The following is a 25,656-nucleotide window of genomic DNA, read 5'->3' as shown; positions in this document are numbered from 1 at the left end:
CCTCCAGCCGTCGAAGACAGCGTTAGCTGGCGCTCGCTGGAGTGCTGGAGTGCTTTCACACATTCGTGGTTCGCTCCGTTTTCCGGTTTCCGCACTGGTTGCACTCCGCGATTCGATACGGCTGACGGGCGTAGGTCGAACCGGGAGTCTCCGTGCGAATTTCGACGTGAATTTCATGGAGCGTTTCGCACTCGCAATTTTGGCAGGGTTCGAGGCGGTCGGTGGTCGTCCTTGGTCGTCCGTTCTGGTTCACTCTTCGACACCTCCCACGGTTTCGTCGGAGCCGAGAATTTCTCGCTCGTCCACGGAAATCTGCCAATTCACGATGTCTACGACCCATCGATTTTCGGCGACAGTTGCCTCTCGCCAGTCGAACTGCTCCGGTAGTTCCGCGCCGGAAATGTGGGACGCGATTTCGCGGGCGCGTTCTTCGGCTTTCTCCATCCCGAGTTCCTTGGACGCGACGATGTACTCGTCGCCCCGGCCCCACGCATTGTAGATTTTTGCGAGGAATGCGTGCGTTGGAATGTCGCTCATTCCGCCACCTCCTTTTGGGCTACTTCCAGGTCGTCGATGACGTGACCCAACGCGGAGACTTTCCCTGCGTCCGGAATTTCGTTCCAATCTTCGACGATGTGAGCCAGCATATCGCGGGCGGACGCCATCTCGTGCGGGAGCGACGAGAAGGAATCATCGACGAAGTCGGCGAACCACGAATCGTCCAATTCGATGAACTCGCAGCTTACGTCGCCTTCGGTGTGGATCTCGGTTGTCGTCGCTCGGAATCCTATCGAACCACTGTCGGTCTTTTCGGCGATGAGAATATCCGTGAGACCGCCGCTACCGAGGTCGGGGAGGACGTGGATCTCCCGGCCACTCGGATACGTCCAGCGTTGCGGGCGCGTGACCAGCTTGCCGTTTTTCGTAATGCGGCGGGTTAGTTCGACTTCTGTTCTCGGTACGTCATCCTCGGACGGTTCTTCGTGGTTGCTCACGCCTGCTCACCTTCCGAAGGGAGCGCGCAGTCGTCGAGTCCGAGTTCCCTGAGTCGGCGTTTTGCTCTCGCTTCGAGCATCCGGCGCGTCGGTTCAGTCGTTTCGTACTCGTTAGTACGCTCGTCCTTCTGGCCCTTGTCGAGCAGGCCGCTTTCGACGAGTTGGTCTAAGTTCTGGTAGAGCCGGGAGTGGTTGATTTCCGTGTCGTAGTCGGCTTCCAGCGCGTGCATGACGGTGAGGCCCTTCGGCGGGTCGTCGCGTTCGAGGGTGCGAACCGCGTAGAGAATGTCGCGCTTGAACGCGTGGAGATCGGTGAACGTCAGGTCGTCGCTGTCGTTCATCGGTTCTCACCTCGCTGCTTGGTCGTCGTCGGTGTCATCGCCTCGGGGCTACTCCGGCCCCCTATTAAATGGGTTTTCGACACCAGAGTGAAAGTGGAAGTAGGATCTTCGTCGGTCGAAACCGCTGAACTCTCAGTTGAAGTGTCGCCTTCGGCGAAGTTGCGCGCGGTGAGTGTCCCGACCGGACACCCACATGGCGAGAGAACGTGGGTCGAGGGGCCGCGCGTCACGACCGCGAAGATCGACGTGTCGCAGTAGGGGCAGTTGATGGTCGATTCGTCCGCACAGTCGGGGCTTTCAAGACCCCGCGAATTGTTGTCGTTCATGGCTTCCGTACCTGTTTTACGGGAGCTATCGCGGATCCGATGTCCTTAGCATCGGGATCCGCACGTTTTCAGAGTGGATCCATCGAGGAGCGACAGATCCGCGTGTAGCTTCCGTTACCAACAACCCTGTAGGTCATTTACTTAATCTTTACCATCAAGACTGTTTGTTAGACACTTGCTTTTGTTTGTCAAGCGAACTTCATGAAAATAGTAATGCGGCCTGAATCCGCTGGTTGACTATATGAGACCAGACCTTGCCTCGTGGATGACTCCCGTAGATAGGAGCATTCTGGAACTACTCCGTAATGAGGAGGGTCAGGAACTCGTGCTGACTCCCGGTTTGATTGCTGAAAATACAGACTGGAAACGTCAAACCGTTCGAGAGCACGTTGCACTCCTTCTAGAGCATGAGCTCGTGGAATATCATGATGAGTCGAGAGCTATTTACCGCCTTTCAGATAAGGGAAGGCAGTATCTCGCTGGGGATCTGAGCGCGGACGAGTTAGAGAACGACTAGCTGCTTACTGTTTTGCTGGTATTGAGTGACCACAGGTCATTCAACAGTTGGATGGCAACTTGATGATGTATGCTCGTCCTTTTTCTCAGTAGACTGGAAAAGTCAACATTTATACTATTCTGTTCGTTAGCAATCGAGTACGTATGTCCGGTGATGAAGTTAAGAACAACGATTCGGTTACAAAGCTGATTGGGAGTGCCACCTTGTTTCAAGAAGCGTCTAATTATAACCGCTTTCTTGCATGGAGTGAGGAAAATCATGATATTCAGGGATTAGCTGAAGTTCTGAGTGGTTACCGTATCCTAACCCGGTCTTCCCTTCATGTTCTCGGATATTCGTACTTGCAACAGAGTGGCCCAATCGAAATCGAAAAAGACTATCATTTCCTCAAAAGCCTCCGCGAGTTGGGCAACATCGACAAAGTTCAAAGTGATTGCGAGGCTGCAGCGCTCAGTCGTAATATCAACCAGCATAATCGCCAAGTAGCTCTTGCGACGTCTCCAGAGGAACTCAAAGAGCGGCTTGATCAGGCGACTGAGGAATTAGCACAGCCTCTCACGCAACAACTACCCGGCAACATCCATACAGTCTCAGATACATTAGATATGAATCAGGCAGCCACATGGGCGGCCGCTAAGCAGTGTTTCACGTACCTTGTTGATCAGCGTGAGAATATGCCATGGGGACTGTACTCCAGTGACTTCGATATTCTCCTCTCTAACCAAGCAGAATTGGATGCTGGAATCCGAGGGTACACACTCGGTCTAGAATTCCTTTGGCGACGATTTGCTGAACGACTCCAAATCGATGATTCACTATTTGATGGACTACATCAGATTAAGGAGTGGGAGCAAATTGATAAGCAGTACTATGGAGAGCTACAGAACAAGTTCTTCCAGCCATTTAGTGAAAGACACGACGTAGAACTCGGCGATTCACCACTAAGACTTACCGAACCAATTTCCAAAGAAGTATTAGCACACTTGTTTGCTGATGACCGAATACCCGTTATTGGAAAGGAAGAGCAACTGAAGCAACTCTTGCTCTGGGAACACGCGAAGCGACTTGATCAACATAGTTTAGATAAGGGTGCGCTCTTCATTTCGATAGTAGAAGGAATAGCAAGAATACGAGAGCAACTTGATACAGATGAGCCTGTTTTTGTCCGTAGGTTTGTACATCCTGATCCGGACGTAGACGGTAACAATTTCTCATATGCGGTGCGAGTTGATCATCCACATCTGTTGGGGTCGCACGGAATGAGGGGTTGGGCAACGTTCGTCCGTCTCGGGACGGATTACTCTGGATATGGTTCTACGCAGTATGAACTAACAGAGAAGCGACTTGAAATGCTATTATCTGACGATTTAGTCGAAATTGAGGAGATGGGAATCCCGGAACAGCAGTTCAAGAAACTACTGAAGAAGAACCATGGAACCAATTTGCCAAGTATTGAGGAGCATGAACAGGTAAAACGGGAACCAAGGTACGCAGGTCTAACAATAGAAGAAATATTATCTGGAGAATCCGAAAGAGTTGAGTTTAAACGTCAGTTCACTGATCCAGACAAAATGGCGAAAGAGATTGCTGCACTTGCAAACACCAACGGTGGAGTAGTTGTTGTTGGTGTGAACGATGATGGATCTGTTTACGGAGTTGAGGATACAGAGGCTCTCCAACTCCGTGTCGCAAACTTAGCTACCAGTGAGAAGTTTCGTCCCCCGATCTATCCCAATTTTAACGTTGTTGAAGTGTCTGGAGAGGATATTATGATTATTGAGATTGGAAAACTTGATCGACCTTGTGCAGTGAGCTATCGTTACTATGCTCGCGTAGGCACAAGCGTTGAATCTCAACTATTTGAAGAGTTAAAGCAGCGATTCGATTACTGAGCGAGGCGAGCAGTATCTCGCGGGTGAGTTTGACGCCAGCACTCTCGAAGAAGGTCATGAGTGATTGACGATGGCGAGAGGGGCAGATTGGGAAAACAGCGCTACTAGACCTGTTCTCAACTTTCTTGCTGAGAACGATTTGGCCCTCTCTGGAAGTGCGATTGTCTATAACCTACAACAATCAATGCAGCGACCTCCTTCACGTGCCACTGTAACTCGTGCACTGAAGGGTCTTCGAGAGATGAAATTGGTTGAGCAACCACATGGTTCTCTTTATCAGATCACGGAGAAAGGTCGGCAGTATCTCGCTGGCGACCTCGACGCTGAGGAACTCGAAGACGAGGAAGATTCGTAACGCTACGACCAGACCCATATTATTTTATATAAATAGAATCAGATATGAGTTCATGGACGAAAATACCACGAAGTATGGAATTGGAATCGGTCTCGCACTTTGGGTTATCGCAATCGCAATCCAAGGCATCTACAACGGGATAATCGGAATCATAAATCCGTTCCTATGGCTTTTGTCTTCGCTCGAAGCAATCGAGTTTTTTGTCTGGTTGTTGTCTGGTGGTTCGATTCAGTTGTTCCTCGACAATCTCGCGTCGTCTGAGGCTGGACTGGTTCTCGCGGGGATAGTCGGATTGCTTGCGTGGGTCGTCACCTTCTTTTCGGCCTTTTCACACAGCCGAGAAACCGGGAATCCGAAACGCTACGCATTGATTCAGATAATTTACAATCCATTTGTGGCAATAATCGGTAGCGCGTACTATCTCCGGAAAATTTAGCTCGGATTCTCGCTGGCCTGTACGCCGAGGACTTAGAAACTGCCTTAGAAAACTTTTCGCACCAGACCCACAATTGGAACCGTCGTACTATCTGGGTCGTTGAATCGAATAGCGAGATAAGGGAGCATACAGATGACACTGACCAAGAACATGCCAACTTGAAGCCCGATAGCACTAAATACCGTAGTGATAGTGGCAAAGAAGAACAAAAGCGCCATCATCGGACGAAAGAGCTTGTCAATAACACCGTCTCCACCATACGGCTGCGGCTTGAGGTCTTCTACTGAGATGTCCGAGATAACATCAGTTTCGAACGCTTGCAACTCGTGGTCAAACTCCTCTTTAGAGATTTTGTCACTCTCATAATGCTCGGCAGCACCGGAGAGTTGTTTTGCTTGCTTGGCTTCTGCTCGTCCATCAAGTTCGAAACTAACGTTACATATCGGGCAGACGAGGTCGTAGGTTCCGAATCCAAGAGGAATGAGGGGGATGAAAAAGAGCGAAAACCAGCGTCGATGCTTGAGAAGGTGGAAATAGTTAGCGTTCTCACAGTGCGGGCACTCTATCGGATATGTTGGTCCGTACTCCTTTGTTCGGGCTGACCATCCGAATATGATGAAGAGCATACCCTACCAAAATATTCTGATAATATAAATCTAATGTCTATTCTCGAACGCTGTCCGATTCAATCTGATTCAGCGCCGCTTGTCGTAGTTCACGAGCGACCTCGACGCCGAGGAGTTAGAAGACGACGAAAAATAACCTTCTAATCTGGTTGGGTTACGCTGATGTGCTTGCTTCGTCACCAGTAGCACAGCAAGGTGACTGATTGGTCTGTTCTATCCGAATTTCTCGATTCTACTAATCCCAATGATTAACTACCATTAGTATGATAAATTCGATGATGGCCAAATGTACAATATGTGGCGAATCTAACGGCCTTACTCGGACGTGTAATTACTGTAATATCAAAGTATGTTCATCACATACGCTCCCGGAAAAACATAACTGTCCTTCAGTTCGTCGGGCGAATAGCGAAGGAAAGTACTTCGAAAATGCTTTTGAGGAAACAGTAAACCAATCAACAGAATCGAATACTGCCTCGTCTGAGGATGCAACAATTAATACATACAGCACGCGGGATGCTGTTGACAATTTCGAGTCGAGTCCTCCAGTGGAGACGAAACCAAAAAATAACGCTGACGAAAAGCCAGATCAGGTTCAGAAAAAACCTCGTTGGCAGAAGGTAACGAGCGCATCCCGAAAAGCGAGTGGATTAGCCAAGTCGGCTGTTTCTCTGTCACTTTCGATACCGGTACTGCTTGTCCTCCTCGTTTCGGTAGCGACCGTCGGACAGTTGGGCGTGGCTACAGTACCGGGATTCCCAGTCGATACGTCCCCGGTTGACTCCGCTGTAGAGGACGTGCAGGGTGCTGCCGCAAACGCAACTAACGACGATTCGAACAGCGAGAGTTCTGGTATCTTCGGAAACGACCTGAACCGGACTCAAATCGAGTTCTTAGTTCATGATGAAATTAACGAACAACGGCAGGAACATGGACTCAACCCTCTTAAGTTCGATACTGAACTCCGCCCTGTTGCTCGGTACCACAGTCGAGATATGGGCGAAAATCTGTACTTCGACCATACTTCGCCGAGTCAGGAAACGATGGGTGACCGTTACGACAAGTACGGTTACTCGTGTAAAGTCTCGACCGGCGGAAATCGATATGCGACAGGGGGAGAAAACATCGCATATACACATGCGTTCGTAGACGTTCGTAAACCGAATGGAGAGACGGTACACCACACCACCGAAAAGGACGTTGCTCAAGGACTGGTCAACGGCTGGATGAAATCGACTGGCCACCGAGAGAACATCTTGACCGATTACTGGAAGAAAGAAGCTATCGGAATTTATATTGTTGAGGTAGACGGAGAAACACGTGTCTACGCGACTCAGAACTTCTGCTAGGTCTATTCACAGAGAAGGGACGGAAGTATCTCGCGGGTGAGTTTGACGCCAGTACTCTCGGCAATAGCTAATAAAATCCTCTACCCTACTTATTCCCAGTAAACTGCTGTTGCATTGTCATAACTTGCCGACCAGTTTGCATGCACTGAAATATCTTCTTTGGCTGCGTCACTGGGTATCTTGTAGATTACCCACCCTTCTTTGGTTTTACCAGAACCAAGCGTTCCAACATATCTGGGATACTCGTCCCCACTAACCGGCGATACAAATCCGTCGTACACGTTGGCATTAGTATCTGTTAGGTCGTACGATGTGCCCTCAACTGTCACCGAGATATCTCTACCTGAAGGAATAGATTGAGCTGTGTCAGTTGAATTCTTCGCACGGAATTCGACAAACAGGAACTGTTTGCCAGAGTCCGCAGAGGTGGTCTTATTGCCGAAGTACGTCTCGTACGAATACGAATCCGAAAAAACGAGGTCACGAACGGAGAGCTGTAGCCCTTCTTCGAATTGGAACGATTCACCAATTTTCCGGAGTGCGGGTTTGACGGAAATCGTGGTGTTCTTGTTCGGTTTAGAAAGCGTCACACTGGCCGTCCCAAGCACTTGAGGTCGTAGTGTAATCTCTTTTGTAATCGTCTCACCCGCTGGAACCTCCTTCTTCAGAGTATACTCTTCAGCGGCATCGCTCGGAGTCGCAACAGAATACGAGGTCGAGATGGTGCCCGCACTCCCACCCGTGTTATGGATGGTAATCGTCGCGGTGAACTGCTCACCGATCTGAACGCTGTCGGGTGCATCGATGGACTTTACGGAGATATTTGGTAGTGTGCTGGAATCGATTGTCGCCTTCCAATACGCCTCCTCCCCGGAGAGTTCGAGATGTCCACTCCACGCTATCGTAACCTGTTCCGTCTCTCGTGGAACTGCAAAGAGAAGCCACCCATCTTTGGCGATCTGTGGTCGTGCCTCCTGTAGCCCCGAATAGAAATTACCGGAGACTGGTGCCGTTACCTGACTATCGCTCATGTACGTAGCATTGCGATAGTTCTCGTATTGGCTACTGCCTGTAATGAGTGCGAAGCTTGACGTAGAAGGAAGTTTGTGAGGCTCATCATCTTTGTTCTTCGCACTCACGTGCGCGAGCACAAACATCCGATCGTTTCCGGGTTCAAGCTTTCCTGAACCCATCTGCGTAATTGAATTTGCGAGATGGATCTCGTCCACTGTAATTTTGACATCCGTGGAGGTCTCGAACGATTCTCCAATTTCTCGGTATGAGTCTTTGTTCTTCTTCTCTCTCGTCTTTTCAGCGGCGTCCGAATCATCCGATTTTTTCTCTAACTTCCCGGAGGAGCAGCCGGCGATTGTGGCGAGCGTTCCTGATCCGACTACCGCAAGGTAGTTACGTCGATTCATGTATGCAAATTTAAATCCACACTGATAATTACATCGGAGATAGATTTTTATATAGATATAACTGAGCATGCTTTCTTGAGTTCATAGCGAAACATGGTCTCCAACCGATAGCAAGAAGTAATCCTAACTGACATTCGATTAACTATGATTGAGAGGATTCGCAAAATATTCCGATCTGAGCGGAAGGAGTCACATAAAAACAAAACAGAGGATTCAGAAGATATTCTTAGAGAGTTCGAAGTTTTTGATTTCCCTCCCGAGATAACTGTAGATAACCTCGTGGTCTCACGACAATTCGTTGAACAGTTTCTAGAGTTGGATCAGCTTTTGGCAGAAGGAACGGATCATCTCTCACTATATGACCAAATTTTAGATTGGAATGATTTACCCGATAATCCAAGTCAAACCGAACTTAGAGAGGCTTGGTATGAAACAAAAGAGAAAATGCGGATGATAGAGCGGGCAGATGAGCGCAGCTATCGCCACTCTAAGAAATACGAGGAGATACTTGGTGCTTTAAGAGAAATGATGGGAGAAGAGGAAATATTTTCAAGCACTCTGATAGAGGAGATTGAATCGATTGAGAATGCTAACAGAATAACATCGAGATACTTCACATTTTGCTCCTGGAAAGCAACAGCAAATCGAACAGGATTTGAACTCTCGGCAATTGATGGTCACGAGAGGAGTTTTGAGCTACAACATCGGATGAAGATACAATTTTCGAATCTACTCCTCACAACCACGGCTGTCATCGAAACAGGAGCATTCGAGATCCTAAAATGGAAATACTCTCCAGTTGCCAAGAACACTTCGTTACGCGACATGGCTGATTCTCTTTTTTCTCATGGAGAGATATCGAAGGAGGAGAAAGAACTCATATGGGAAATAGTTGATATACGAAACAACGTTGCTCATGATGTTTGGAAGCGGACTGAATTAGACTGGTCAGAAGACCTCAGTTCAGTATCAAAGAAGTGCTCTCGTGCAATGAATGTAATTGAATATCCGTACGCTGAACAGCTTAAAGCGGAGTTAGGAGAAGAAACAGCAACCGAATGGTACAGTCAGTAAAGCCTAAATAAGAGTAAGGTATTGACGAGGAACGAAAGAGTCTTCTAAGCGTGGAGAATGGCAACATTACTTCTACCCTAATAGAACGCGATTACGCCTTCTGCAGTCGCTTGTAGAGATAGTACCCGACACCCAACCCACCCGTCACACCGACAAGCAGCGGCCAGACACGCGTCAGTTCGCCACTGCTCTCCGAGCGACGCGTCGCCGTCACGTTCAGAGACGTAAAGTATGGGAGGTAGAACACGCCCATCGTGCCAGCGATGACCACCGACCGCCTCGACTGCAACACGAACTACGCCGGAGAAATCCAACGCAAGTACGAGAGCAGTGTCGATGAAGAGCAGATCAGCGGCGAGTTGAACACCGTCAGTGGCTCTGCCGATTCGTCGGGCGGACTCGTGAGCTTTCTCATGTTCCTGATAAAGCTCGTTATCTGGATGATGGTGTTGCCATTCAAGATTCTTGGAGCGATACTCGGTAGCAGTTCGTAGATTGGGTATGTTGGCACGAACAGACCTCGCTTCGTGGATGACTCCGGTAGACAGGGACATCCTTGAACTTCTTTGGAACGAAGCAGGTCAAGAACTTGTTCTGACGCCCGGTTTAATTGCCGAGAATACGGACTGGAAGCGCCAAACAGTTCGAGAACACATTTCGCTCCTTCTGGAGTACGACCTTGTCGAGTACCACGATGAGTCGAGAGCAATTTACCGGCTTTCAAAAAAGGGAAGGCAGTATCTCGCTGGCGACCTCGACGCCGAAGAGTTAGAGAACGACGAAGATTCGTAACGCTACTCCCTTACCCATATCGCCGATATGCGATAGATTGATACTCTATAAGCTTAAAGTGATTTAATAATAGTAGTAATGTCAGAATATAGTGGCTATCTTGTTTTTAATCAAATTCATCAATTAGAATCGGATTTCGAACTTTCAAATATAAGCAGATGTTTTGATGACGAGACCAATGAGCAATCTGATCCCCTTCAGTTAGAAGATTCAATAAAAGAAGTACTACTGCCGGCACGAACGGTAGACCAACCAGTTCCGAGAGAATTCCTCCGAATAATGGATGACGAGGTTCGTTGGTTCCGTTACAAAGTTCGTGAATTTACTGAAGAAACAGGAATTGACAGCGATGGTGAACAAACGACGGTTCATATACCAAACAACCGAATATGTGATATTTTCATCACCTCCAAGGGATATGTATTTTTCAAGGGCACAAAATCAGATTTGAATAGAGTCACAGATGGATTTTATACAAAACTTAGAGACAATGGGTTGGATAGTACTGCCACAGAATTAGAATTTGATCCTGATTTCTTCCTATGGCTCATATATAACCAGTCACAGGACATATCAGGTAGTTTATTAATATCTCGGCTGACTGATGCTGAAGTAGTTGGTGAGCAAGATGCAGTCGGCCGTGTCAACCAAGTATCTGGCTCAGATAATGTTGCAAGATCTGCACCCGTTTTAACCGGATTACTTCGTGGTAAAAAAATTACAATGGTTGGTGGGATTTTCGAAGTTGGAGGTATTCAAATGAGTGTCGATATTCGATCTGAAGGCAGAATACATATAAAATCAGATAAAGATATTAGCAAGCTTGAATCGGAGGGGAGGATTGTTACCTCCGTATCCTTTTTACATGAATTTTGTAATTTATACGACAGTTGGAAATCCCTACCAAATTCTGAACGTTATCCTCCTACAGCATTCTTTAATCAAATTTATGAAGGTTTAGGAGAGGCCGGGTTCAATCTAGAATTTTCAGTAGAATCAGTCCTTGAAGAATACAAACAAAAACGAGGAGAGTGATTTAACCGTGGAGATTTATGAACAAGAAGAAGCTTCAGTTGAAGTTTCTGATATTGAATATGCCATTGACAATGGACGAGGAGACAAAACCGAGTTTTACGAAGACATCTCTGGTGAGAATGACGGATGTCTTGCAATCACTGCATGCAGCCTTGCTAATAACGGTGGAGGTCAAATCCTCCTGGGAGTGGATAAGGAGGGAGAAAAGAAAGGTGTTCAAAATACAGCGACAGAAACAGTACGTGAAATACTCATTCGTGATCTAGAGAGAAGATGGGATACCAAATTTGTGATTTCTGAGGTTGAAATAGACGGAAAAAGAATAATTATAATAATAATTGATAAATTCAAAAAATACCCGCTTACAGCAGACGGCCGATTTTATCTTCGACATCAAGATGAGGATTTACTTCTTCCCCCTCATGAGGTGTATCGGATGATGAAAAACATCCAAAGTGAATTGGATGATTGAAATTCGTTATTTACAATCATTTTTACTGATTCGGCTATTGTTGTAGCTATACCCACAATTAACCCAATAATCAAACAAAGTGTAATTACCCAGAATACATAAGATAGTGTATTCTTTAAACGAATATAGAAAATTTGTTTGTCTATTTTTCGAATTAACCTATGCTCTTTCATCGTAATCTTGTGTAATCCTTTCTTATTTTTATGACCATATTTATCAATCATCGATAATATTTTGAAATGCCTCACCTCAATAAAATCTCCCAAACATGATGTCTTTTTAAAAGATGATTCAAATGGCTCTTTATTCCTAATACATTCTCTAATTCGACGGTATTCAGTCTTAATCAGGTTTCGCCTATTTATATTTGACCAAATATTTGGAACTAATTCCACAAATATATCTGAGAAGTTCATGTTAGGTGATAAGAGAGATCGTTATAAGATTTTTTCGCTTTTGTATTTATATGGCCATAAGAAACAGACCACACAACCAATAGCTAAAATAGCGAATAGGAAAAGAGATACAACAAAGTTTATGTTTTCTGTCTACTATATTCCCGTAACAACAAATGTCGAAACAGGAACAACGCCCGGATTTCGACTACAATGGCCAACTTATCTTTAATGGCATCCGTGCAACGACTGTTCAAGCAGATGATCCAGATGAGATACGGGATGATTTGCTCACCGGCCTCTCTGAGTTCAAGAGAGGGAAACCCAATAGCGAAAGCGAGGGATTCTCTGATATCGAATTAGCACGACTAGCGAATGGTCAAGAATACCTCTTGGAGGGAGATCTAGCTGAAGTAGCAAGTAGGATCGTAGACAAGAAATATACGTGGGAAGACTTCAGGGGAACAAAAAATCTCGAATTTGTCGATAACGACGGTCAGCAAACTAGAGCCTGGCTCCGGCAAACAAATGAGGCGTATGTATATTGGGATTATCCGAACTACATGTTTGTGCAGGGAGCACAAGGGAAAGTTGAGGATACAGAAAAAGCGATTAATGCTGAGCTAGGAGAAGACGTTACTGTAGATGATCTTGGATTTGATCCAGATTTCTTACTGTGGTTCTTATATCGCTATGGCTATGCGGATGAAGGTATTCCCGGACCAATCACTCCGCTCAAGTTGAAATCATCAGAAGTCTCTGGAGATTTGGACCAATATGGACACACTGGTCGGGTAGAAGATTCCAGAAATATTGGGGAATCTCTCCCGATCATTCTCGCACTCCTCCAAGAGATGGACTTCCAGATGATTGAGGGGATGTTTAAAGTGAATAGTTATACGGTTAATGCCGAAATCCAACAGGAGGGACGGATTCACGTCAAGGTAGCTGGCTCAATAGAGAGTGCGGAAACACATCTCAAGCGTGCCTTAATCGCTATATTCTTCGTGTCGGAATTTGTAAATTTATACGGAGAATGGAAAGCGATGGGTGACAAAGAAAGATATCCCCCGTTCACCTTCTTTGACGATCTTGCTGGAACGGCCGCAGATAATAATGTTGAGCTCAACTTTGACTTAGACAGTCTGATCGAGGACTTCGAAGATAAACGCGGTGAGAGAGCAGACCCATCCGACTTTGACCACATCGGATAAGAGAGTGATAAACAAAAAAACGTATGATGAGCCAAAACGTAACTCCAAGTAGATAATATGACGGTGGAAAGCGTCCGCGAGGCATCCATCCAAAATGTGGACAGCCCATCGTTAGAGCAATCTGAAGAAATCGAGATTACATTTGACTTCACTACTGAACCACAGAGATTCTCTGACCTCAGTTTGTATCCCTTCCCCAATCAGAAAATAATTCATGGGTCATATCAATATGAGTCGAATCCTCGCTTCGGAAGCTCTGAAGCAGCAGAAGGATCTTTCCAGATCAGGTGTGGTTCAGGTCTAGTTATTCTCCAAACAGAGAATGACCGTCCTCGCCCCAAGAGAATACTTACTGCACTTGATGAGGCAATAAACAGTGGTTTTGAGATAAAAGAGGACTTTGTTCCGAACCAGCGCAAAGCATGGGAATTCATAGAACAAGCGGAGGAGATTCTCAATCTACAATTGTTCACATCCCATGGTTCTGTGAAACAAGCAGGAGAAATGAACTCTGCCTGGGAGGAAATGAAAGAAAGAAACCCAATTAAGAGTGCATACCTGGAATTTGAGCGCGATACTGGAGAAACAATCCAAGTTGAATACCAAGACGACCGGTTACTTATCGAGTCTGATGCGGATGAAGCACGAGAATATATCCTCCAGATATTCGAATCAACGGTAATATCTAGCAGATAGTATGCAAGATGGTTCTAAATGGGGTGAGTATCTCCCTAAAAAGCTGTACATCTTTTTAAAAGCGTATACTAGTACGCTATTGTTCAAGATATCCCCTATAGTCTCAACGGTATTTTGGATCATCTCTGTTGTTGTCAATAATTTCTCAAAGTCAATCCGCTATTCCAGTGCCATATACCTTATTATGGTTTCTTTTGCCCTTCTAAGCTTGATAATACCCGGAGTATATTTTTACCTGAAAAATAAGCCGTTCCATATATTTCTCACATGGACCCCCATTGAACCGGAAGCAGTTGATAGGCGGTTGAAACATCGCGAACTTGTCCGTATAAGAGAGGCAAAAAATGGAAGTGCAAAGCCATGTGCGATGATCCATGCATATGTTGATAAGAAAGTCAAAGAATATGAGCTTGTGATTGATGCTAGAGGGCCGCTTAAGGCAAAACCAACATTTGCTCCTGCTGAATCAGAACATGAAAACAGGAATAAATTAGTGTGCGAAAATGTAGAAACATATGATTTTTATTTCCCAGTAGAGATAGACGAAAAACAAGGGCATGAAGGAGGAGAACTCAGAAGGGAAGTACAAATCACTGATGGTAAACGTGGAGGAATCGAGTTGTTAACTCTTGATGTTCTGTAGATTTCCGCCCCACCCGTCACACCGACGAGCAGTGGCCAGGCACGCGTCGGTTCGCCACCGCTCTCCGAGCGACGCGTTGCCGTCACGTTCAGATACGTAAAATACGGGAGGTAGAACACGCCCAACATGCCAGCGATGAGTCCCAAGCCAGGGTTTGCAAGAATGTATGCGGGAAGTTCCTGAGTGATCAACCCGAATCCAACAGCCCAACTCCCTGCCCAGAACAGCACTGCGACGATGAGCGCACCAAAGGACGCTCCGGTATTGTTCGCCAGCCCCCGATGGATGTTTGCGACCGCGCCGAGCAGGTTTCCGACGATGCGGACGATTTGACCGAGAATTTGTTTTGGGTTGTTGGCGTCGATGTCGAAGCTTTCCGTACTCGATTCTGTACTCTCCACGTCCAACTCCGGTGCGTGTTCGTCCACGAGGTCGGAAGCGTCCAAGTCGTGAACGAGCGCGGCGAGATCCGGAAATTCCCGACTAGCGAGATAGAGGAGTTGAGTTGTCTGTACTAGCGATGTATGAGTCCTAATATCCGGCGTCGAACATCATTCGCGGAGTCGTACGTTTGGTCATCAGTCGAAGCAAGCACTTCCTCGAGGGAGTTCGTTCCACCCTGCGTTTCAATCTCATAGTCGCCATAGGCCTCGACCAATTCATTCGTCGTGGTTGGATAGCTCTGGGTTTCGAGTGCTTCATCAAGATCACCCAGTTGCGCACTAGGGTCGCCGTGCTTCTGTTCCTCTTCACTGGCACGGTTACGTACCTCCTCTACCTCTCGCTCTGGCTGGTGTCGCTCTTCGTCATCCGCTTTCTTATCTCGATTCTGTTTCTCATCCACCATCGTTATGAATAGGAGACCGATTCGGTTAACGGTTGGGCCGCCATCGAAATCAATTAGGATACGAACCGGCGACGGCGACCGCTGAGGTTGACCTCCTAGTTGTGGTGGTGCTCGGTGTGAGTTGGGTGCTCTACACCTGGCCAAGTCGCGGTGACCGCCGACCATTTGGATAATGACCAGTATTTAGCAACTCAATTGTGATGGTCTCTTGGGCCCTTTTTGCCCTTATTTTCATCAGTAAAGTAGTTTATCAAATATTATAAAATATGAATACATTCAGCATCAAAAACATTATCAGTGAGTGCTTGCTAACACCCATACACATGTCAATTTTATCTGGGAAGGAGGACAAAATGTGCGATACAACAGTCACGCAAAGTAACGACACGGTCGTTCCCGCACCGGTTCGAACGAATCTCGATCTGACACCGGGAGACAAACTGGAGTGGCACAAAATCGAAGGTGAGTGGATTCTCCGAAAGCAGGAGGATAACTGAATGGCCGTTAATCAACGGCTGTCAGAACAGAGTGTCCTCACTGTGTTACACGGGCGCACCTGTGAGTACTGTGAAGCGGGCATCCTCACCCATGAGGAATACAAGGGAAATGAAGCAGCTGTCTGCGACAATTGCGAGACACCGGCAATGCAGGTGTGGTGATCGTGGACGAGTCAAGTGTCTCTGTTATCATTCCGACATACAATGAAGCGGATAACATCAAGCAGATCACGACTCGAGTCTTAGATGCGCTTCCAAGTTACTACACTACAGAAGTCATCATCGTTGATGACGACTCACCGGATCGAACCTGGGAGATTGCAGAGCAAGCGTACAGAGCAGACGGTCGCGTCCGTGTTATTCGACGAACGAATGAAAAAGGGCTGTCGACTGCAGTCACTCGTGGATTTCAAGAATCTCGCCACGAGTTCTGTGCCGTAATTGATGCCGATTTACAGCACCCCCCAGAGAAACTCTCCGACCTGTTCTCGGCACTCGCAGATGGGGCGGATATTGCCATTGGGAGTCGAAACGTAGCGGGTGGCGGCGTAGAAAACTGGCCGCTTCACCGGCATCTTGTAAGCAAGGGTGCAACGCTCTTTGCTCAAATCGGGGTGCCTGCAGCACGGCGTGTTTCCGATCCAATGAGCGGGTTCTTTGCGGTTCGGCGGACGCTCGTCTCCGACGTGGAACTTACCCCACGCGGGTATAAGATTCTACTCGAAATTCTTGCAAAATGCGACTACGAAACCGTTGCTGAAGTACCGTACCTCTTTCACGACCGTGAACGCGGAGAAAGCAAACTGACTCCGACGCAGTATCAGCGATTCGTCGAACACGTACTGGGGCTTGGTATCACGTCTTCACGACTCTCTCGGTACGTTTCGCCCAGCAAAGCGGTTCGGGCCATGGAATTTGGCCTTATCGGTGCGATTGGTGCGGTATTGAATACGCTTCTCTTTTCGGTACTTCACCTGGGAAGTGGAGTTCACTATCTGCTTGCAGGTGCGATGGCATTTATTGCGGCACTCAACTTCAACTTCGTCGGGAACTGGGCAGTGACTTTCAACCGACCCACCTCTGGGATTTGGGCAAAATACTACCGCTTCAACGCGGTGTCACTGGCAGGCTTCTTGCTGTATACGGCGGTTCTCATCACGTCAGTTCAATACCTGCTCGTTCCTGCGCTCATCGCTAACGTTCTTGCCATCTGTGGAAGTGCCCTCTTTAATTTCCTTGGAACGGACGGTTATGCGTTCGATACGACCGATGCCGTCGAATCGTAGGATATTCTGACACTTAACACGCAGAAGGCGATTCGTACTCAAGGTGCCGAATACTGTTGCCCTCTGCATGGCGACAGTACCCGGAACGTGGTTTTCGACATGGCCTGAAATTCATGCGTTCGAACTCGGCCTTCTTCTCGGAATACTAATTGTACTCCTCCGTCACCAATACCGACCCCTTTCACATGGCCTTGCGGCCGTTGCACTGATTGTCTGGATTGTTCCGCCAACGGAAATCCTTGCGATGACAATTGCAGCGAAACCCTGGTACTATCTACTCGCTCTCATTGGTACCGAGGTTACTGCGTGGTGTTTTGAGCTGTATCTCAGTTCGGTGTCACAGCACCCCCCAAAAAGTATCCTCAAGACGCTGATTAGTACACGCCAGTCTGTTTGACTTTGTCTGTTCTTGTTCGAGTCCCTATTCGATTTTAGAACCGTGGATATGATTCTATAGTTTTATAAGTTCATATCATCAACTTGAACAAGAATGGCGAATCGCTCGGAAACGACAACGATTTCGATTACTGATGAAACATGGACTCGGCTCGATGCTCGGAAAAACCGCGGTGAATCGTTCAATGATGTCGTAAGTGACCTTCTCGATCTTGCTGATACAGTAGCTCCAGCAGACCCCAAGACGACCCCTCCATCCAACGAGTAAGTATCCAAATGGTATCCTCCAAATATCTGTCCCCCCGACTAGGTTCCTCGCTCTTTCTGCTTGGGATAACCCTTGCGTCCTGCCTTTTAGTCGGTGAGGTTATCCTTTCTGGGTCTGTTGGATGGTTGTCTCCTTTCGGATGGGTCACTTCACTGCTCCTCATGATCGGCGGTATCGTTCACTACCAACGAAATCATCAGTCTACTCTAGAGGGTACAAGTAAGCTTCATCATCGTGGGATTACCCGAATTCGGGAGAGCACAGCCAGAGAACGGTACGTCGCCTCGATGGCCGTTGCCGGAGTAACACTCCTCGTGAGTTCGCCGATTGCGTGGAACTACTACGATGTTCATCTCTTCATGCTCACGTGGAGCGACAGTCTTACCGAGAATTGGAACGTGTACGCGAACTCAAACAGTCAATACCCTCCACTTTCGACATACCTGTTCATCGCGTTCGAACTTCTCGGTCGAGCGACTGCCAACAATATCTTCGTTCAAGTGACGCCGCTGACAACTCTCAACTGGATCCGAATTATCGCTCGGATCCCGCTCATGGCCGGATTTTTCGCAAGTGCACATCTTCTGTATCGACGATGGGGCTGGTCAGTTGCTCGATACTGGCTGTTCACTCCGCCCGTCCTCGCAACAGTTGTTCTCGCCCAGTATCACATGGGCCTCGGTCTGCTCGCACTTTTCTCGTGGACATCGGTCATTCCACTCTACACGTTCTGGGGCTTTCAGTTCGAACTCGTTACCGTTCCGTTGGTGTTGCTCGCTTGCTACAGTCTGCTCGACGAAAAGCCGGGCCGATTTGGCGCGTATCTTGCCCTCGGAGCGATGGTGAAAATCTATCCGATAATACTGCTCCCGTTCGGTATCGCTCGCTTTGGCAGGCGTGATATGCTGAAAGCAATCGCGACGGCGGGTGTGATTGGCAGTGCGATTTCGCTCCCGTTCCTTCTCTCTTCCCCGTTCAACTACTATTACCAGCTCGTCGGGTTCCAAGGCGTTCGATTCCCACAGGGCCTCTCGTTGTTTCACATTCCACTGCTGTTGCTCCAGTACGACGTTGCTGCATTCGACCAAATTGGCTTCGTTAAGTGGCTGTGGCAACTCGTCTGGCTCCCTGTCTACGCCTATCTCGTGCTCCTCGGCTGGCAGACCGAAACCGACGAGGCCCTCATCCTCGCTCTCGGTGGAGCGTTGCTTTCCATGGTCTTCCTTAATAAAATCGGGAACCTAAACTACTTCCTCTGGTTCTGGCCGTTCGCACTGTTCGCTCTCGACCGAGGAGTCATCTCGTGGCGACACCCCACGGGGATTATCATGACAGCCACATCCTACGTGTTGACGATGCAGACAGCGGCCGCCGTGCTGGATGAACAGGTGCTCATCATTCAAGAACTCAAATGGTACGATGCTCGCCACCTCGTCGTGAATAGCTTTCAGGGAGTCGTCCAGCAGTCGATGATTGATAAACTCGCCTACCTCAACACAAACTACGGATGGCTTGCACAGATCGTTTACTCACATCGGCATACGATTGCAGTCGTCATCATCTCGCTTCATCTAGTCGTTCTTGGCGATCTCTTACGACGGATGGTCGATGCAATTCAGGAGGATTCCTCGATGTCTCTTCAAAGACTTCGTGAGTGGATGTGAGGTGATTTGCAGGAATTTATGAGTATTCTATGCTAATTACTTTCTCACCACCAACTCGGAGTATTCGATGGTTATCTGTCCATCTTACATCACTATCAAAACCATTATGGTGGCGGGTTCAGTAGCATTTGTCAAATATAAATTTGGTTTGACAAAATTGACAAAATATCGAACCAGAGTGCAGATACGGGCGAAAAAGACACAGAAGACGTTAAAATAGTCTATCTAAATGAGAAATAAGAAGACAGCAAAGAGAGGCGAATTAGACGGGAAGTTAGTAGAGGGCATCGGGAGAGCACTCTTGGTCGTAGCGGGTGCAATCTTTCTTGAGTTTGGACTTACCTTAACGAATCGTCTTCCTTCATTTGAAAACCCCACTGTTCTCGTAGTCGTATCTCTGACATATGGAACTGGTATCGGAATGATTCTCACCGGTGCAACAAATTTTATAAATACAAGAAAACATGGAAAGACGGTTGCGTACGCTGTTTTATTGGTTAGCTTGCTTTGGTTTGCCGTCGTGTTCTTAACAAAAACGGATGGCCAATATTTGGGAACCGATGGCATCCTCTTTAGTCAGTATTCTGTTGACCTACTACTTAGTGGAAAAAATCCATACATGCATTCGATGCGACCTGCCTTTGAGAACTATCCAATTAATAATCGCTTCATGACGTACCGTACTGATGGAAGTACAGTAGCGTCCCTCTCGTACCCTGCTCTTTCTTTTCTATTGTTTGTTCCGCAGGCGCTACTTGGAATCCCGAACTTGAATCTCACAGCTATTGTTGTACTGGTTCTCACGCTTGCCTTCTTAGTTCGAGAATCTCCCGCAAGTCTCGCACTTGCACCGTTCGCCGTCGTGTTCACAGATCCGAATGTAACACTGTTCAGTTTTGGTGGCGTGTTCGATATTTTGTGGGTTCTCCCAATTCTCTTCTCGATGAAGTACTGGCACCGTGAGAACTATGCAGTTGCCGCCATCTTTGCTGGTCTTGCGTTCTCAGTTAAGCAAACACCGTGGTTTATCGGTCCCTTCCTTGCCGTATGGTTGTATATGGAGAGCGAATCGTATCGTGCATTCGCTCTTCGGGCGCGTACCTGTCTAATATACGGTTTTGCCGCATTTTTACTCCCGAACCTTCCGTTTATTCTGTGGAATCCGAAGGGTTGGGTTCGAGGAACGCTTACCCCAATTACGGCAGGCGGAGCACCGCTCGTTAAGCAAGGTGTCGGTCTCTCACTTCTCAGCACTACTGGGACGTATGTGCTTCCCAAGTCGTTCTTTACGTTTCTCCTCTTGCTCGTCCTTATAGCCGGATTGGCACTGTACGCGCTCTACTTCGGCCAAATAAAGTGGATCGCGTGGATGGCACCTGCGTTTGTTCTGTTACTAAATTATCGGAGTCTTCAAAACTATTTCATTTTCTATGTGCCAATTGCCTACTATGCCGCATTATTGCAACTAGATGCGACAGAGTCCACACCAATACCACTTATCAAAAGAATGACTACAGACATTACCAACACCAATCATTCGAATAGCAAATCAAAAGCTCGCCATTCAGAGGAGGTAGACGATGCGTAAACCGAACCAACTCGAAGGGCGGAAAAAGGGGCTAGTAGCTCTTTCCATCGTTGGTATCGTCATCGTTGCGGGGGTAAGCGGTGCAGTCATTCTCCGAGATGAATCGACACTCGATGCTGAGTTCGAAGTCGTGTCGTGGTCCGACCCGACGGATGTTCAGCGAGCAACCCAAATGCAGGTGCGCGTGACCAATACGGGTGACCAGTCAATCTCCCCTGTGTTTAATACCCTTCACGGAGGCCTTCAAACACGGAACTACTGGAATATCGAATCGGGTGCTGAAACGTTAGACCCCGGCGAACGCTCGACCTATCGCATCAGTGCTCAAGTTCCTCAGTTTGGCCCGCCATTTGGGTCGGAGACGGTGTTATCCCTCAATGACATCGGAACCGATGTCCAGAAAAAGAAGATAGTACCACCGTTCTCCTCTGATACCGCGCCGAAAATTCTGAACCCCCAGCTTCAACATTGGCAGATTAACCCGGGAGAGGACTTCTTCCGGCCATATAGATGGGGCATCTCGACGAGCGACCATGGAACTGAAGAATTAACAATCGAAAATAAGAACGATTCTGCTCATCTTCGCGTCGATTATGCGGCACGGAAAGAAGGTCCTTGGGCGATGGCAGGTATCCAACAGCGAACCGATTTTCCCGAGAAACTTCATATCGAGGCAACTCCGCACACTCTCGTAGAGAACCCAATAAAACATCCGAGTCACGCAACAGGGGTTGAAATCGGCGAACGGAATCATCGTGTTTGGGTGGTCTATGCAGACGTCGATGAACGACAAGTCGTGTACCGTCCGGGGGAGTATCAGTATATCCTCGTGTACGTCCCTGCAACTGAGGGAGAACGAGTAGAAACGACAGTGGATATTGCAAACTTGTATGACCAGTATGGCTGGAGTCAACCAGAATCTGAAACACGACACATCGACGGTCGTGAGTATGACTATCAACCTGTTAACACACTCGCGTTTGCAGCAGCATATCCGTCGTATCAGAATGAGACGGTAGAAGTTGTATTCCACGAAATCCGGAGTGAGAAATGACGCCTGTCCAACCTCCAGAATAACAACACAGCCTCTCCGTAGCTTTTGTCTCCGATACTGTCTCCTGATTTCTCTTCTATGATTATTTCATATCTATATACTGGTTACAAAATTATGACGGGTTATAAGACAGGAAAGACTGAAGCAGGTAGTAGACACTGAACACAGGCAGACATCCTGTGATACCGACAGCGAGAAACAAATGCAACTCAACAATAAACGAATCCTCGTTACAGGCGGGGCAGGCTTCATCGGATCGAATCTTGCAAACAACCTTGCGACCGAGAATGACGTGGTGGTCGTCGACGACGGCTATCTCGGAACACCCGAGAATCTCGACGACACCGTGGAATTCCACGAAACAAGCGTCCTCGATGATGACCTCCCAACGGACGTAGACGTCGTCTTCCATCTCGCAGCACTGTCGTCGTATGCGATGCACGAAGAGAACCCAACGAAAGGCGCGCGAGTCAACGTCGAAGGGTTTGTCAACACCGTCGAACAAGCACGCGACGACGGCTGCGAGACAGTCGTCTATGCCTCGACTTCGTCCATCTACGGGAGTCGAACGGAACCCTCCCCAGTCGAAATGGATGTTGCTGTGAACACGGGCTACGAGGCACCGAAACTCGCACGCGAGCGCTACGCAGAATACTTCGCTAACCACTACGACATGAATATGGCCGGAATGCGGTTCTTCTCGGTGTACCAAGGCTACGGTGGTTCTGAGGCACACAAAGGTGAGTTCGCAAACGTGATCGCTCAGTTCGCGGATGATCTCGCAAAAGGCGAGCGTCCGGTACTGTTTGGCGATGGGTCGCAAACTCGTGACTTCACGCACGTGGACGACATCGTCCGGGGATTAGTGCTTGCGGCTGAAAACGAGTTGACCGGCGTCTACAATCTCGGAACGGGTACTGCTGTCTCATTCAACGAACTAGTCGAGATGCTCAATGCAGAACTCGGTACCGACATCGAACCGGACTACATCGAAAACCCGATTCCGGACGAGGTGTATGTCCATGATACGATGGCGGATTCGTCGAAGATGTACGAAGCAACGGGCTGGGAACCACAGCTGAGCTTAGAGAACGGTCTCTCGCGTGTGTGTGAACAGTACCAGTAAGGAACGTCTCCCCATTCGGTTTTGTGACAATCCGACATTAGAGTGTGCTGGAGGACAAGACATCTTTTTTTTGAGGCTGTGCATAGTCGAGACGACTGGTGGAGCTGACGATTAACCAACACGCAGGTAGTGAATAGAGATGTTCTAAAACCCGTTTATAAATTGTAATCAGGGATCGAAATTCATCACCAAATGCTCCCGTGTTTTCTTCGCACTCCCTGATTTCCCGTTCCCCATATAATTCGAATCGCCTCGCCCAACGACTCGAAACTCTTCTAACCCTTCTGGTAGCTCCGAGTACGACACGATCCACTTCGCATCCAACTCTCGCAACGCTTCGACGAACTCGGAATGGTCGATATCGCTCACTGGATAGTACGACTCTTTCCCGACGTAGGGCGGGTCGCAGTAGAACACCGTCTCCTCGCCGTCGTACTTCTCGAACACCTCCTGCCAATCGAGGTTCTCCAGGACGACATCGTCGAACCGCGCTCCGAACTCTTCCAACCGCTCGATCTTGTTCGCGTAGCTAAGCGCTCGACTCGATACCTTGCTCGTCCCGAAACCGCTCGGACTGTCGTATGCACCACCCCATTGCGAGTATCGCAGATAGAAGAACTGCCCAGCGCGGACGATTTCGTCGCCGGGACGATACCCGCCATAAAAGGCGTCGGCCCACTTCGAGTGAATCACTCGCGAGTATGGAACCGTCTCCAGCCATTCGACCAGCTCGTCCGGGCGGTCGCGCAGCACTTCAAAGAAATGCACGAGATCGCCGTCGCGGTCGTTGTACACCTCTACCTTGCTGATGTCTGGATCCTTGTTCACCAGCACACCAGCTGCACCGCCGAAGACTTCGACGAAACACGTGTGTTCGGAGGCGTGCTCAAGGATCCACGAGGAAAGACGCGACTTCCCACCAGGGTACGGGAACACCGCGTCAACCACGGAGAATCACCCTCGAACCGCAAAGCGTTCGAATTTCGGTACACCGGCCATTCGGGTAGTGTCGTTTCATCCCACTCCTCGAGAGAGCCATGACCTACTTCAATGGTTTTCGACACCGTACTGAAAGTGAAAGTAGTCCGTGTATCTTCAATATATTATACGTCGAGAACGAGCCGTTCCCGAGGAATTTTCTCTTGAGTCTTCGCGTCGTACACTGCCCAGAACTCCGGATCGACGTCGAGCTGTCGTGCGCAGGAACGACACCACAGATGGTTATTCGTCGGCTCCCAGGTCGTGTGGCCATTCGGACAGCGATAGCGCCACTTCTGGGACTGCTTCGCAATCTTCACTTTGACAACTGCCATACAGCCGTTCATACCACAAAGGTAGTATTGAAGCATTCCCGATAGCACACTGAAAGTGAAACTGAGTAGTTGAGCTTCTAATAGAAACGGGCATTACTAGAGATTGCAGCGACTTCAAGGTCAGCGATTCGATTTCTCAGGAGAATTGATATAGGATTTATTAAATCCATACCAAAATGAGACTCACCAATGATCGTTCAACAGGTAAATTACTAAGGATTAGTTAGTAGTCCTATATTTATGAACCGAGTTCTTGATAACCAGTTCCTGTCAGATATTCTGGTTGCAGCAGTAGTGATAATCGTCGTATTAGGTTCAACATTAGCAGTTGGATTAATATTGATTGGAATTTTAGGTCTTGATTTTCAGGTGAATAATCAAGTAAGGGTTGGAGACTTTTTTGCAGCTATCTCAATTTTCACAGCGACACTCCTCGGTGCAATTGGATTTAAACGAGCAAGAGATACTGAAAAGCGCGCTCGTACTTCCGAACTGATCTCGGAAACAGTATCTAATCCTGTGCTAACGGAATCGCTTTTTGAAGTAGCAAAGATGGTCAATAGAGGATACCTACCAGAAAAGAATTCGGATAAAAGGGGAGTTAGGATAAATAATCAGACAGATGAGCACCTAATGCGTGTTCTGAATTATTACCAATTTCTTGCTGTATCTTGGAAAAAAGGAGATACAGACGAAGCTGTACTTTACGAGGCACGTGGTACCTCAGTAATCAGGACGTACGAAGTTGCGGAAGATTATATTAATGAACGACGACAGATTTTGCAGGATGACAGCATATACGGGACCCTGAAAGAGTTTGTGGACAGATGTGATGAAATGAGGAAAGAACGAGAGTCGGTGCCGGTAGCCGCCAATTTCAATCACTAATACCAAATTGGTTATCATCTGTTTCCTCCCCACGTTTGGGGATATATCGCAACTTTTCTGACTTGTTGATGTCCGGTTCTCCACTCAAACGCGGACATAATCCGGCCACGACTCCCACCTGAGAGTACGTATTCACCCCAAAATTCTAGA

At 47.9% G+C, this 25,656-nt stretch carries 32 protein-coding genes; 22 read left to right on the top strand and 10 right to left on the bottom strand.

All coding sequences use genetic code 11. From position 1 onward, the window contains the following. Window positions 1–55 precede the first annotated feature (55 nt). From HL45_RS22040 to HL45_RS19910, 5 genes are read right to left on the bottom strand one after another with little or no spacing between them, the layout of a single operon-like run. Window positions 56–340, bottom strand: coding sequence for a DUF7835 family putative zinc beta-ribbon protein (locus HL45_RS22040; RefSeq protein ID WP_449404098.1), 285 nt, complete (start codon window positions 338–340; stop codon window positions 56–58). Then, window positions 250–537 (bottom strand): hypothetical protein, encoded by a 288-nt coding sequence (locus HL45_RS09130; protein ID WP_049970805.1) that lies wholly within the window; start codon window positions 535–537, stop codon window positions 250–252. The genes HL45_RS22040 and HL45_RS09130 overlap by 91 nt, the downstream gene beginning before the upstream one ends. Further along, window positions 534–995, bottom strand: coding sequence for a hypothetical protein (locus HL45_RS09125; RefSeq protein ID WP_049970804.1), 462 nt, complete (start codon window positions 993–995; stop codon window positions 534–536). The genes HL45_RS09130 and HL45_RS09125 overlap by 4 nt, the downstream gene beginning before the upstream one ends. After that, the gene (locus HL45_RS09120) at window positions 992–1,336 is read right to left on the bottom strand and encodes a helix-turn-helix transcriptional regulator (protein WP_049970803.1); all 345 of its coding nucleotides are present in this window, start codon (window positions 1,334–1,336) and stop codon (window positions 992–994) included. The genes HL45_RS09125 and HL45_RS09120 overlap by 4 nt, the downstream gene beginning before the upstream one ends. Next, window positions 1,333–1,662, bottom strand: coding sequence for a hypothetical protein (locus tag HL45_RS19910; protein WP_084156848.1), 330 nt, complete (start codon window positions 1,660–1,662; stop codon window positions 1,333–1,335). Before HL45_RS19910 ends, HL45_RS09120 begins: the two co-directional genes overlap by 4 nt. A gap of 241 nt (window positions 1,663–1,903) precedes the next feature. On the opposite strand from HL45_RS19910, the gene HL45_RS09115 reads away from it, so the two are divergent. The 3 genes from HL45_RS09115 (at window position 1,904) to HL45_RS09105 (ending at window position 4,862) form a co-directional block, all read left to right on the top strand. Continuing rightward, window positions 1,904–2,179, top strand: a complete 276-nt coding sequence (locus HL45_RS09115; protein ID WP_211250843.1) for a winged helix-turn-helix domain-containing protein — start codon at window positions 1,904–1,906, stop codon at window positions 2,177–2,179. A 143-nt stretch (window positions 2,180–2,322) separates the two neighbouring features. After that, window positions 2,323–4,071, top strand: coding sequence for an AlbA family DNA-binding domain-containing protein (locus HL45_RS09110; protein WP_049970801.1), 1,749 nt, complete (start codon window positions 2,323–2,325; stop codon window positions 4,069–4,071). Window positions 4,072–4,478: 407 nt separating this feature from the next. Further along, window positions 4,479–4,862, top strand: a complete 384-nt coding sequence (locus HL45_RS09105; protein ID WP_049970800.1) for a hypothetical protein — start codon at window positions 4,479–4,481, stop codon at window positions 4,860–4,862. Between the two features lie 44 nt (window positions 4,863–4,906). On the opposite strand, the gene HL45_RS09100 is transcribed toward HL45_RS09105, so the two are convergent. Beyond that, window positions 4,907–5,488, bottom strand: a complete 582-nt coding sequence (locus HL45_RS09100; RefSeq protein ID WP_049970799.1) for a zinc ribbon domain-containing protein — start codon at window positions 5,486–5,488, stop codon at window positions 4,907–4,909. Window positions 5,489–5,766: 278 nt separating this feature from the next. Between HL45_RS09100 and HL45_RS19900 the strand changes: the two genes are divergently transcribed. Beyond that, window positions 5,767–6,837 (top strand): CAP domain-containing protein, encoded by a 1,071-nt coding sequence (locus tag HL45_RS19900; RefSeq protein WP_158413683.1) that lies wholly within the window; start codon window positions 5,767–5,769, stop codon window positions 6,835–6,837. An 89-nt stretch (window positions 6,838–6,926) separates the two neighbouring features. Here HL45_RS19900 and HL45_RS22035 read toward each other — a convergent pair whose 3' ends face one another. After that, window positions 6,927–8,258, bottom strand: a complete 1,332-nt coding sequence (locus HL45_RS22035; protein ID WP_049970797.1) for a DUF4352 domain-containing protein — start codon at window positions 8,256–8,258, stop codon at window positions 6,927–6,929. A 144-nt stretch (window positions 8,259–8,402) separates the two neighbouring features. On the opposite strand from HL45_RS22035, the gene HL45_RS09085 reads away from it, so the two are divergent. Beyond that, window positions 8,403–9,332 (top strand): DUF4145 domain-containing protein, encoded by a 930-nt coding sequence (locus HL45_RS09085; protein ID WP_049970796.1) that lies wholly within the window; start codon window positions 8,403–8,405, stop codon window positions 9,330–9,332. A gap of 91 nt (window positions 9,333–9,423) precedes the next feature. Here the strand turns inward: HL45_RS09085 and HL45_RS09080 are convergent, their stop codons facing one another. Next, a complete protein-coding gene (locus HL45_RS09080) occupies window positions 9,424–9,603 on the bottom strand; it encodes a hypothetical protein (protein WP_049970795.1) in 180 nt (59 codons plus the stop codon). Here HL45_RS09080 and HL45_RS09075 point away from each other — a divergent pair. The 8 genes from HL45_RS09075 (at window position 9,587) to HL45_RS09045 (ending at window position 15,097) form a co-directional block, all read left to right on the top strand. Next, complete coding sequence (locus tag HL45_RS09075) at window positions 9,587–9,826, top strand: hypothetical protein (protein WP_158413682.1); 240 nt, start codon at window positions 9,587–9,589, stop codon at window positions 9,824–9,826. The genes HL45_RS09080 and HL45_RS09075 overlap by 17 nt on opposite strands. A 7-nt stretch (window positions 9,827–9,833) precedes the next feature. Next, window positions 9,834–10,124 carry a helix-turn-helix domain-containing protein gene (locus HL45_RS09070; protein WP_233274730.1) on the top strand — a complete coding sequence of 97 codons (291 nt, stop codon included), beginning with the start codon at window positions 9,834–9,836 and terminating at the stop codon, window positions 10,122–10,124. 78 nt (window positions 10,125–10,202) lie between these two features. Then, complete coding sequence (locus HL45_RS20375) at window positions 10,203–11,159, top strand: hypothetical protein (protein ID WP_144240052.1); 957 nt, start codon at window positions 10,203–10,205, stop codon at window positions 11,157–11,159. Continuing rightward, on the top strand, window positions 11,128–11,631 hold the full coding sequence (locus HL45_RS19895; protein ID WP_084156842.1) for an AlbA family DNA-binding domain-containing protein: 504 nt from the start codon (window positions 11,128–11,130) through the stop codon (window positions 11,629–11,631). The genes HL45_RS20375 and HL45_RS19895 overlap by 32 nt, the downstream gene beginning before the upstream one ends. Before the next feature lie 571 nt (window positions 11,632–12,202). Beyond that, a complete protein-coding gene (locus HL45_RS09060; RefSeq protein ID WP_049970792.1) occupies window positions 12,203–13,240 on the top strand; it encodes a hypothetical protein in 1,038 nt (345 codons plus the stop codon). A gap of 57 nt (window positions 13,241–13,297) precedes the next feature. After that, a complete protein-coding gene (locus HL45_RS09055; RefSeq protein ID WP_049970791.1) occupies window positions 13,298–13,936 on the top strand; it encodes a hypothetical protein in 639 nt (212 codons plus the stop codon). 1 nt (window position 13,937) lies between these two features. Continuing rightward, entirely contained in the window at window positions 13,938–14,579 is a 642-nt protein-coding gene (locus HL45_RS09050; protein ID WP_049970790.1) for a hypothetical protein, read from the top strand. A 281-nt stretch (window positions 14,580–14,860) separates the two neighbouring features. Then, window positions 14,861–15,097, top strand: a complete 237-nt coding sequence (locus HL45_RS09045; protein WP_049970789.1) for a hypothetical protein — start codon at window positions 14,861–14,863, stop codon at window positions 15,095–15,097. Here the strand turns inward: HL45_RS09045 and HL45_RS09040 are convergent. Next, on the bottom strand, window positions 15,094–15,426 hold the full coding sequence (locus tag HL45_RS09040) for a DUF5789 family protein (RefSeq protein WP_049970788.1): 333 nt from the start codon (window positions 15,424–15,426) through the stop codon (window positions 15,094–15,096). The two genes, HL45_RS09045 and HL45_RS09040, sit on opposite strands and share 4 nt — an antisense overlap. 353 nt (window positions 15,427–15,779) lie before the next feature. Between HL45_RS09040 and HL45_RS20370 the strand changes: the two genes are divergently transcribed. The 8 genes from HL45_RS20370 to HL45_RS09015 all read left to right on the top strand — a co-directional run bounded on the left by HL45_RS20370 (window position 15,780) and on the right by HL45_RS09015 (window position 23,305). After that, on the top strand, window positions 15,780–15,923 hold the full coding sequence (locus HL45_RS20370; RefSeq protein WP_144240051.1) for an AbrB/MazE/SpoVT family DNA-binding domain-containing protein: 144 nt from the start codon (window positions 15,780–15,782) through the stop codon (window positions 15,921–15,923). Then, window positions 15,924–16,085: an HVO_A0556 family zinc finger protein gene (locus HL45_RS21910; protein WP_368085924.1), complete on the top strand. Its 162-nt coding sequence runs from the start codon at window positions 15,924–15,926 to the stop codon at window positions 16,083–16,085. Further along, window positions 16,055–17,209 carry a glycosyltransferase gene (locus tag HL45_RS09035; protein WP_084156840.1) on the top strand — a complete coding sequence of 385 codons (1,155 nt, stop codon included), beginning with the start codon at window positions 16,055–16,057 and terminating at the stop codon, window positions 17,207–17,209. Before HL45_RS21910 ends, HL45_RS09035 begins: the two co-directional genes overlap by 31 nt. Before the next feature lie 490 nt (window positions 17,210–17,699). Continuing rightward, window positions 17,700–17,873: a DUF7557 family protein gene (locus tag HL45_RS21905; protein ID WP_084156838.1), complete on the top strand. Its 174-nt coding sequence runs from the start codon at window positions 17,700–17,702 to the stop codon at window positions 17,871–17,873. Between the two features lie 314 nt (window positions 17,874–18,187). After that, complete coding sequence (locus HL45_RS09030) at window positions 18,188–19,537, top strand: glycosyltransferase family 87 protein (protein ID WP_158413681.1); 1,350 nt, start codon at window positions 18,188–18,190, stop codon at window positions 19,535–19,537. 301 nt (window positions 19,538–19,838) lie between these two features. Then, complete coding sequence (locus HL45_RS09025) at window positions 19,839–21,125, top strand: hypothetical protein (RefSeq protein WP_144240050.1); 1,287 nt, start codon at window positions 19,839–19,841, stop codon at window positions 21,123–21,125. Beyond that, window positions 21,118–22,179, top strand: a complete 1,062-nt coding sequence (locus HL45_RS09020) for a hypothetical protein (protein ID WP_049970784.1) — start codon at window positions 21,118–21,120, stop codon at window positions 22,177–22,179. Before HL45_RS09025 ends, HL45_RS09020 begins: the two co-directional genes overlap by 8 nt. A 202-nt stretch (window positions 22,180–22,381) precedes the next feature. After that, the gene (locus HL45_RS09015; protein ID WP_049970783.1) at window positions 22,382–23,305 is read left to right on the top strand and encodes an NAD-dependent epimerase/dehydratase family protein; all 924 of its coding nucleotides are present in this window, start codon (window positions 22,382–22,384) and stop codon (window positions 23,303–23,305) included. 168 nt (window positions 23,306–23,473) lie between these two features. Here the strand turns inward: HL45_RS09015 and HL45_RS09010 are convergent, their stop codons facing one another. Next, entirely contained in the window at window positions 23,474–24,241 is a 768-nt protein-coding gene (locus HL45_RS09010; RefSeq protein WP_233274797.1) for a DNA adenine methylase, read from the bottom strand. 617 nt (window positions 24,242–24,858) lie between these two features. On the opposite strand from HL45_RS09010, the gene HL45_RS09000 reads away from it, so the two are divergent. After that, window positions 24,859–25,506: a DUF4760 domain-containing protein gene (locus tag HL45_RS09000; protein WP_049970781.1), complete on the top strand. Its 648-nt coding sequence runs from the start codon at window positions 24,859–24,861 to the stop codon at window positions 25,504–25,506. The last annotated feature ends 150 nt before the right edge of the window (window positions 25,507–25,656 follow it).

This window comes from Haladaptatus cibarius D43 (genome assembly GCF_000710615.1).
Lineage (GTDB): Archaea > Halobacteriota > Halobacteria > Halobacteriales > Haladaptataceae > Haladaptatus > Haladaptatus cibarius.
This window is presented reverse-complemented; position numbering and strand designations above follow the sequence as displayed.

Coding starts and splice junctions, on each gene's coding strand:
- HL45_RS09020 (WP_049970784.1), top strand. CDS start 21,118: ATGCGTAAACCGAACCAACTCGAAGGGCGGAAAAAGGGGCTAGTAGCT.
- HL45_RS09070 (WP_233274730.1), top strand. CDS start 9,834: ATGTTGGCACGAACAGACCTCGCTTCGTGGATGACTCCGGTAGACAGG.
- HL45_RS09055 (WP_049970791.1), top strand. CDS start 13,298: ATGACGGTGGAAAGCGTCCGCGAGGCATCCATCCAAAATGTGGACAGC.
- HL45_RS09115 (WP_211250843.1), top strand. CDS start 1,904: ATGAGACCAGACCTTGCCTCGTGGATGACTCCCGTAGATAGGAGCATT.
- HL45_RS09000 (WP_049970781.1), top strand. CDS start 24,859: ATGAACCGAGTTCTTGATAACCAGTTCCTGTCAGATATTCTGGTTGCA.
- HL45_RS22040 (WP_449404098.1), bottom strand. CDS start 340: ATGGGTCGTAGACATCGTGAATTGGCAGATTTCCGTGGACGAGCGAGA.
- HL45_RS20375 (WP_144240052.1), top strand. CDS start 10,203: ATGTCAGAATATAGTGGCTATCTTGTTTTTAATCAAATTCATCAATTA.
- HL45_RS09110 (WP_049970801.1), top strand. CDS start 2,323: ATGTCCGGTGATGAAGTTAAGAACAACGATTCGGTTACAAAGCTGATT.
- HL45_RS09120 (WP_049970803.1), bottom strand. CDS start 1,336: ATGAACGACAGCGACGACCTGACGTTCACCGATCTCCACGCGTTCAAG.
- HL45_RS09105 (WP_049970800.1), top strand. CDS start 4,479: ATGGACGAAAATACCACGAAGTATGGAATTGGAATCGGTCTCGCACTT.
- HL45_RS09040 (WP_049970788.1), bottom strand. CDS start 15,426: ATGGTGGATGAGAAACAGAATCGAGATAAGAAAGCGGATGACGAAGAG.
- HL45_RS09050 (WP_049970790.1), top strand. CDS start 13,938: ATGCAAGATGGTTCTAAATGGGGTGAGTATCTCCCTAAAAAGCTGTAC.
- HL45_RS21910 (WP_368085924.1), top strand. CDS start 15,924: ATGGCCGTTAATCAACGGCTGTCAGAACAGAGTGTCCTCACTGTGTTA.
- HL45_RS19910 (WP_084156848.1), bottom strand. CDS start 1,662: ATGAACGACAACAATTCGCGGGGTCTTGAAAGCCCCGACTGTGCGGAC.
- HL45_RS20370 (WP_144240051.1), top strand. CDS start 15,780: ATGTGCGATACAACAGTCACGCAAAGTAACGACACGGTCGTTCCCGCA.
- HL45_RS19900 (WP_158413683.1), top strand. CDS start 5,767: ATGGCCAAATGTACAATATGTGGCGAATCTAACGGCCTTACTCGGACG.
- HL45_RS09085 (WP_049970796.1), top strand. CDS start 8,403: ATGATTGAGAGGATTCGCAAAATATTCCGATCTGAGCGGAAGGAGTCA.
- HL45_RS09100 (WP_049970799.1), bottom strand. CDS start 5,488: ATGCTCTTCATCATATTCGGATGGTCAGCCCGAACAAAGGAGTACGGA.
- HL45_RS09130 (WP_049970805.1), bottom strand. CDS start 537: ATGAGCGACATTCCAACGCACGCATTCCTCGCAAAAATCTACAATGCG.
- HL45_RS21905 (WP_084156838.1), top strand. CDS start 17,700: ATGGCGAATCGCTCGGAAACGACAACGATTTCGATTACTGATGAAACA.
- HL45_RS09015 (WP_049970783.1), top strand. CDS start 22,382: ATGCAACTCAACAATAAACGAATCCTCGTTACAGGCGGGGCAGGCTTC.
- HL45_RS09045 (WP_049970789.1), top strand. CDS start 14,861: ATGGATGTTTGCGACCGCGCCGAGCAGGTTTCCGACGATGCGGACGAT.
- HL45_RS22035 (WP_049970797.1), bottom strand. CDS start 8,258: ATGAATCGACGTAACTACCTTGCGGTAGTCGGATCAGGAACGCTCGCC.
- HL45_RS09060 (WP_049970792.1), top strand. CDS start 12,203: ATGTCGAAACAGGAACAACGCCCGGATTTCGACTACAATGGCCAACTT.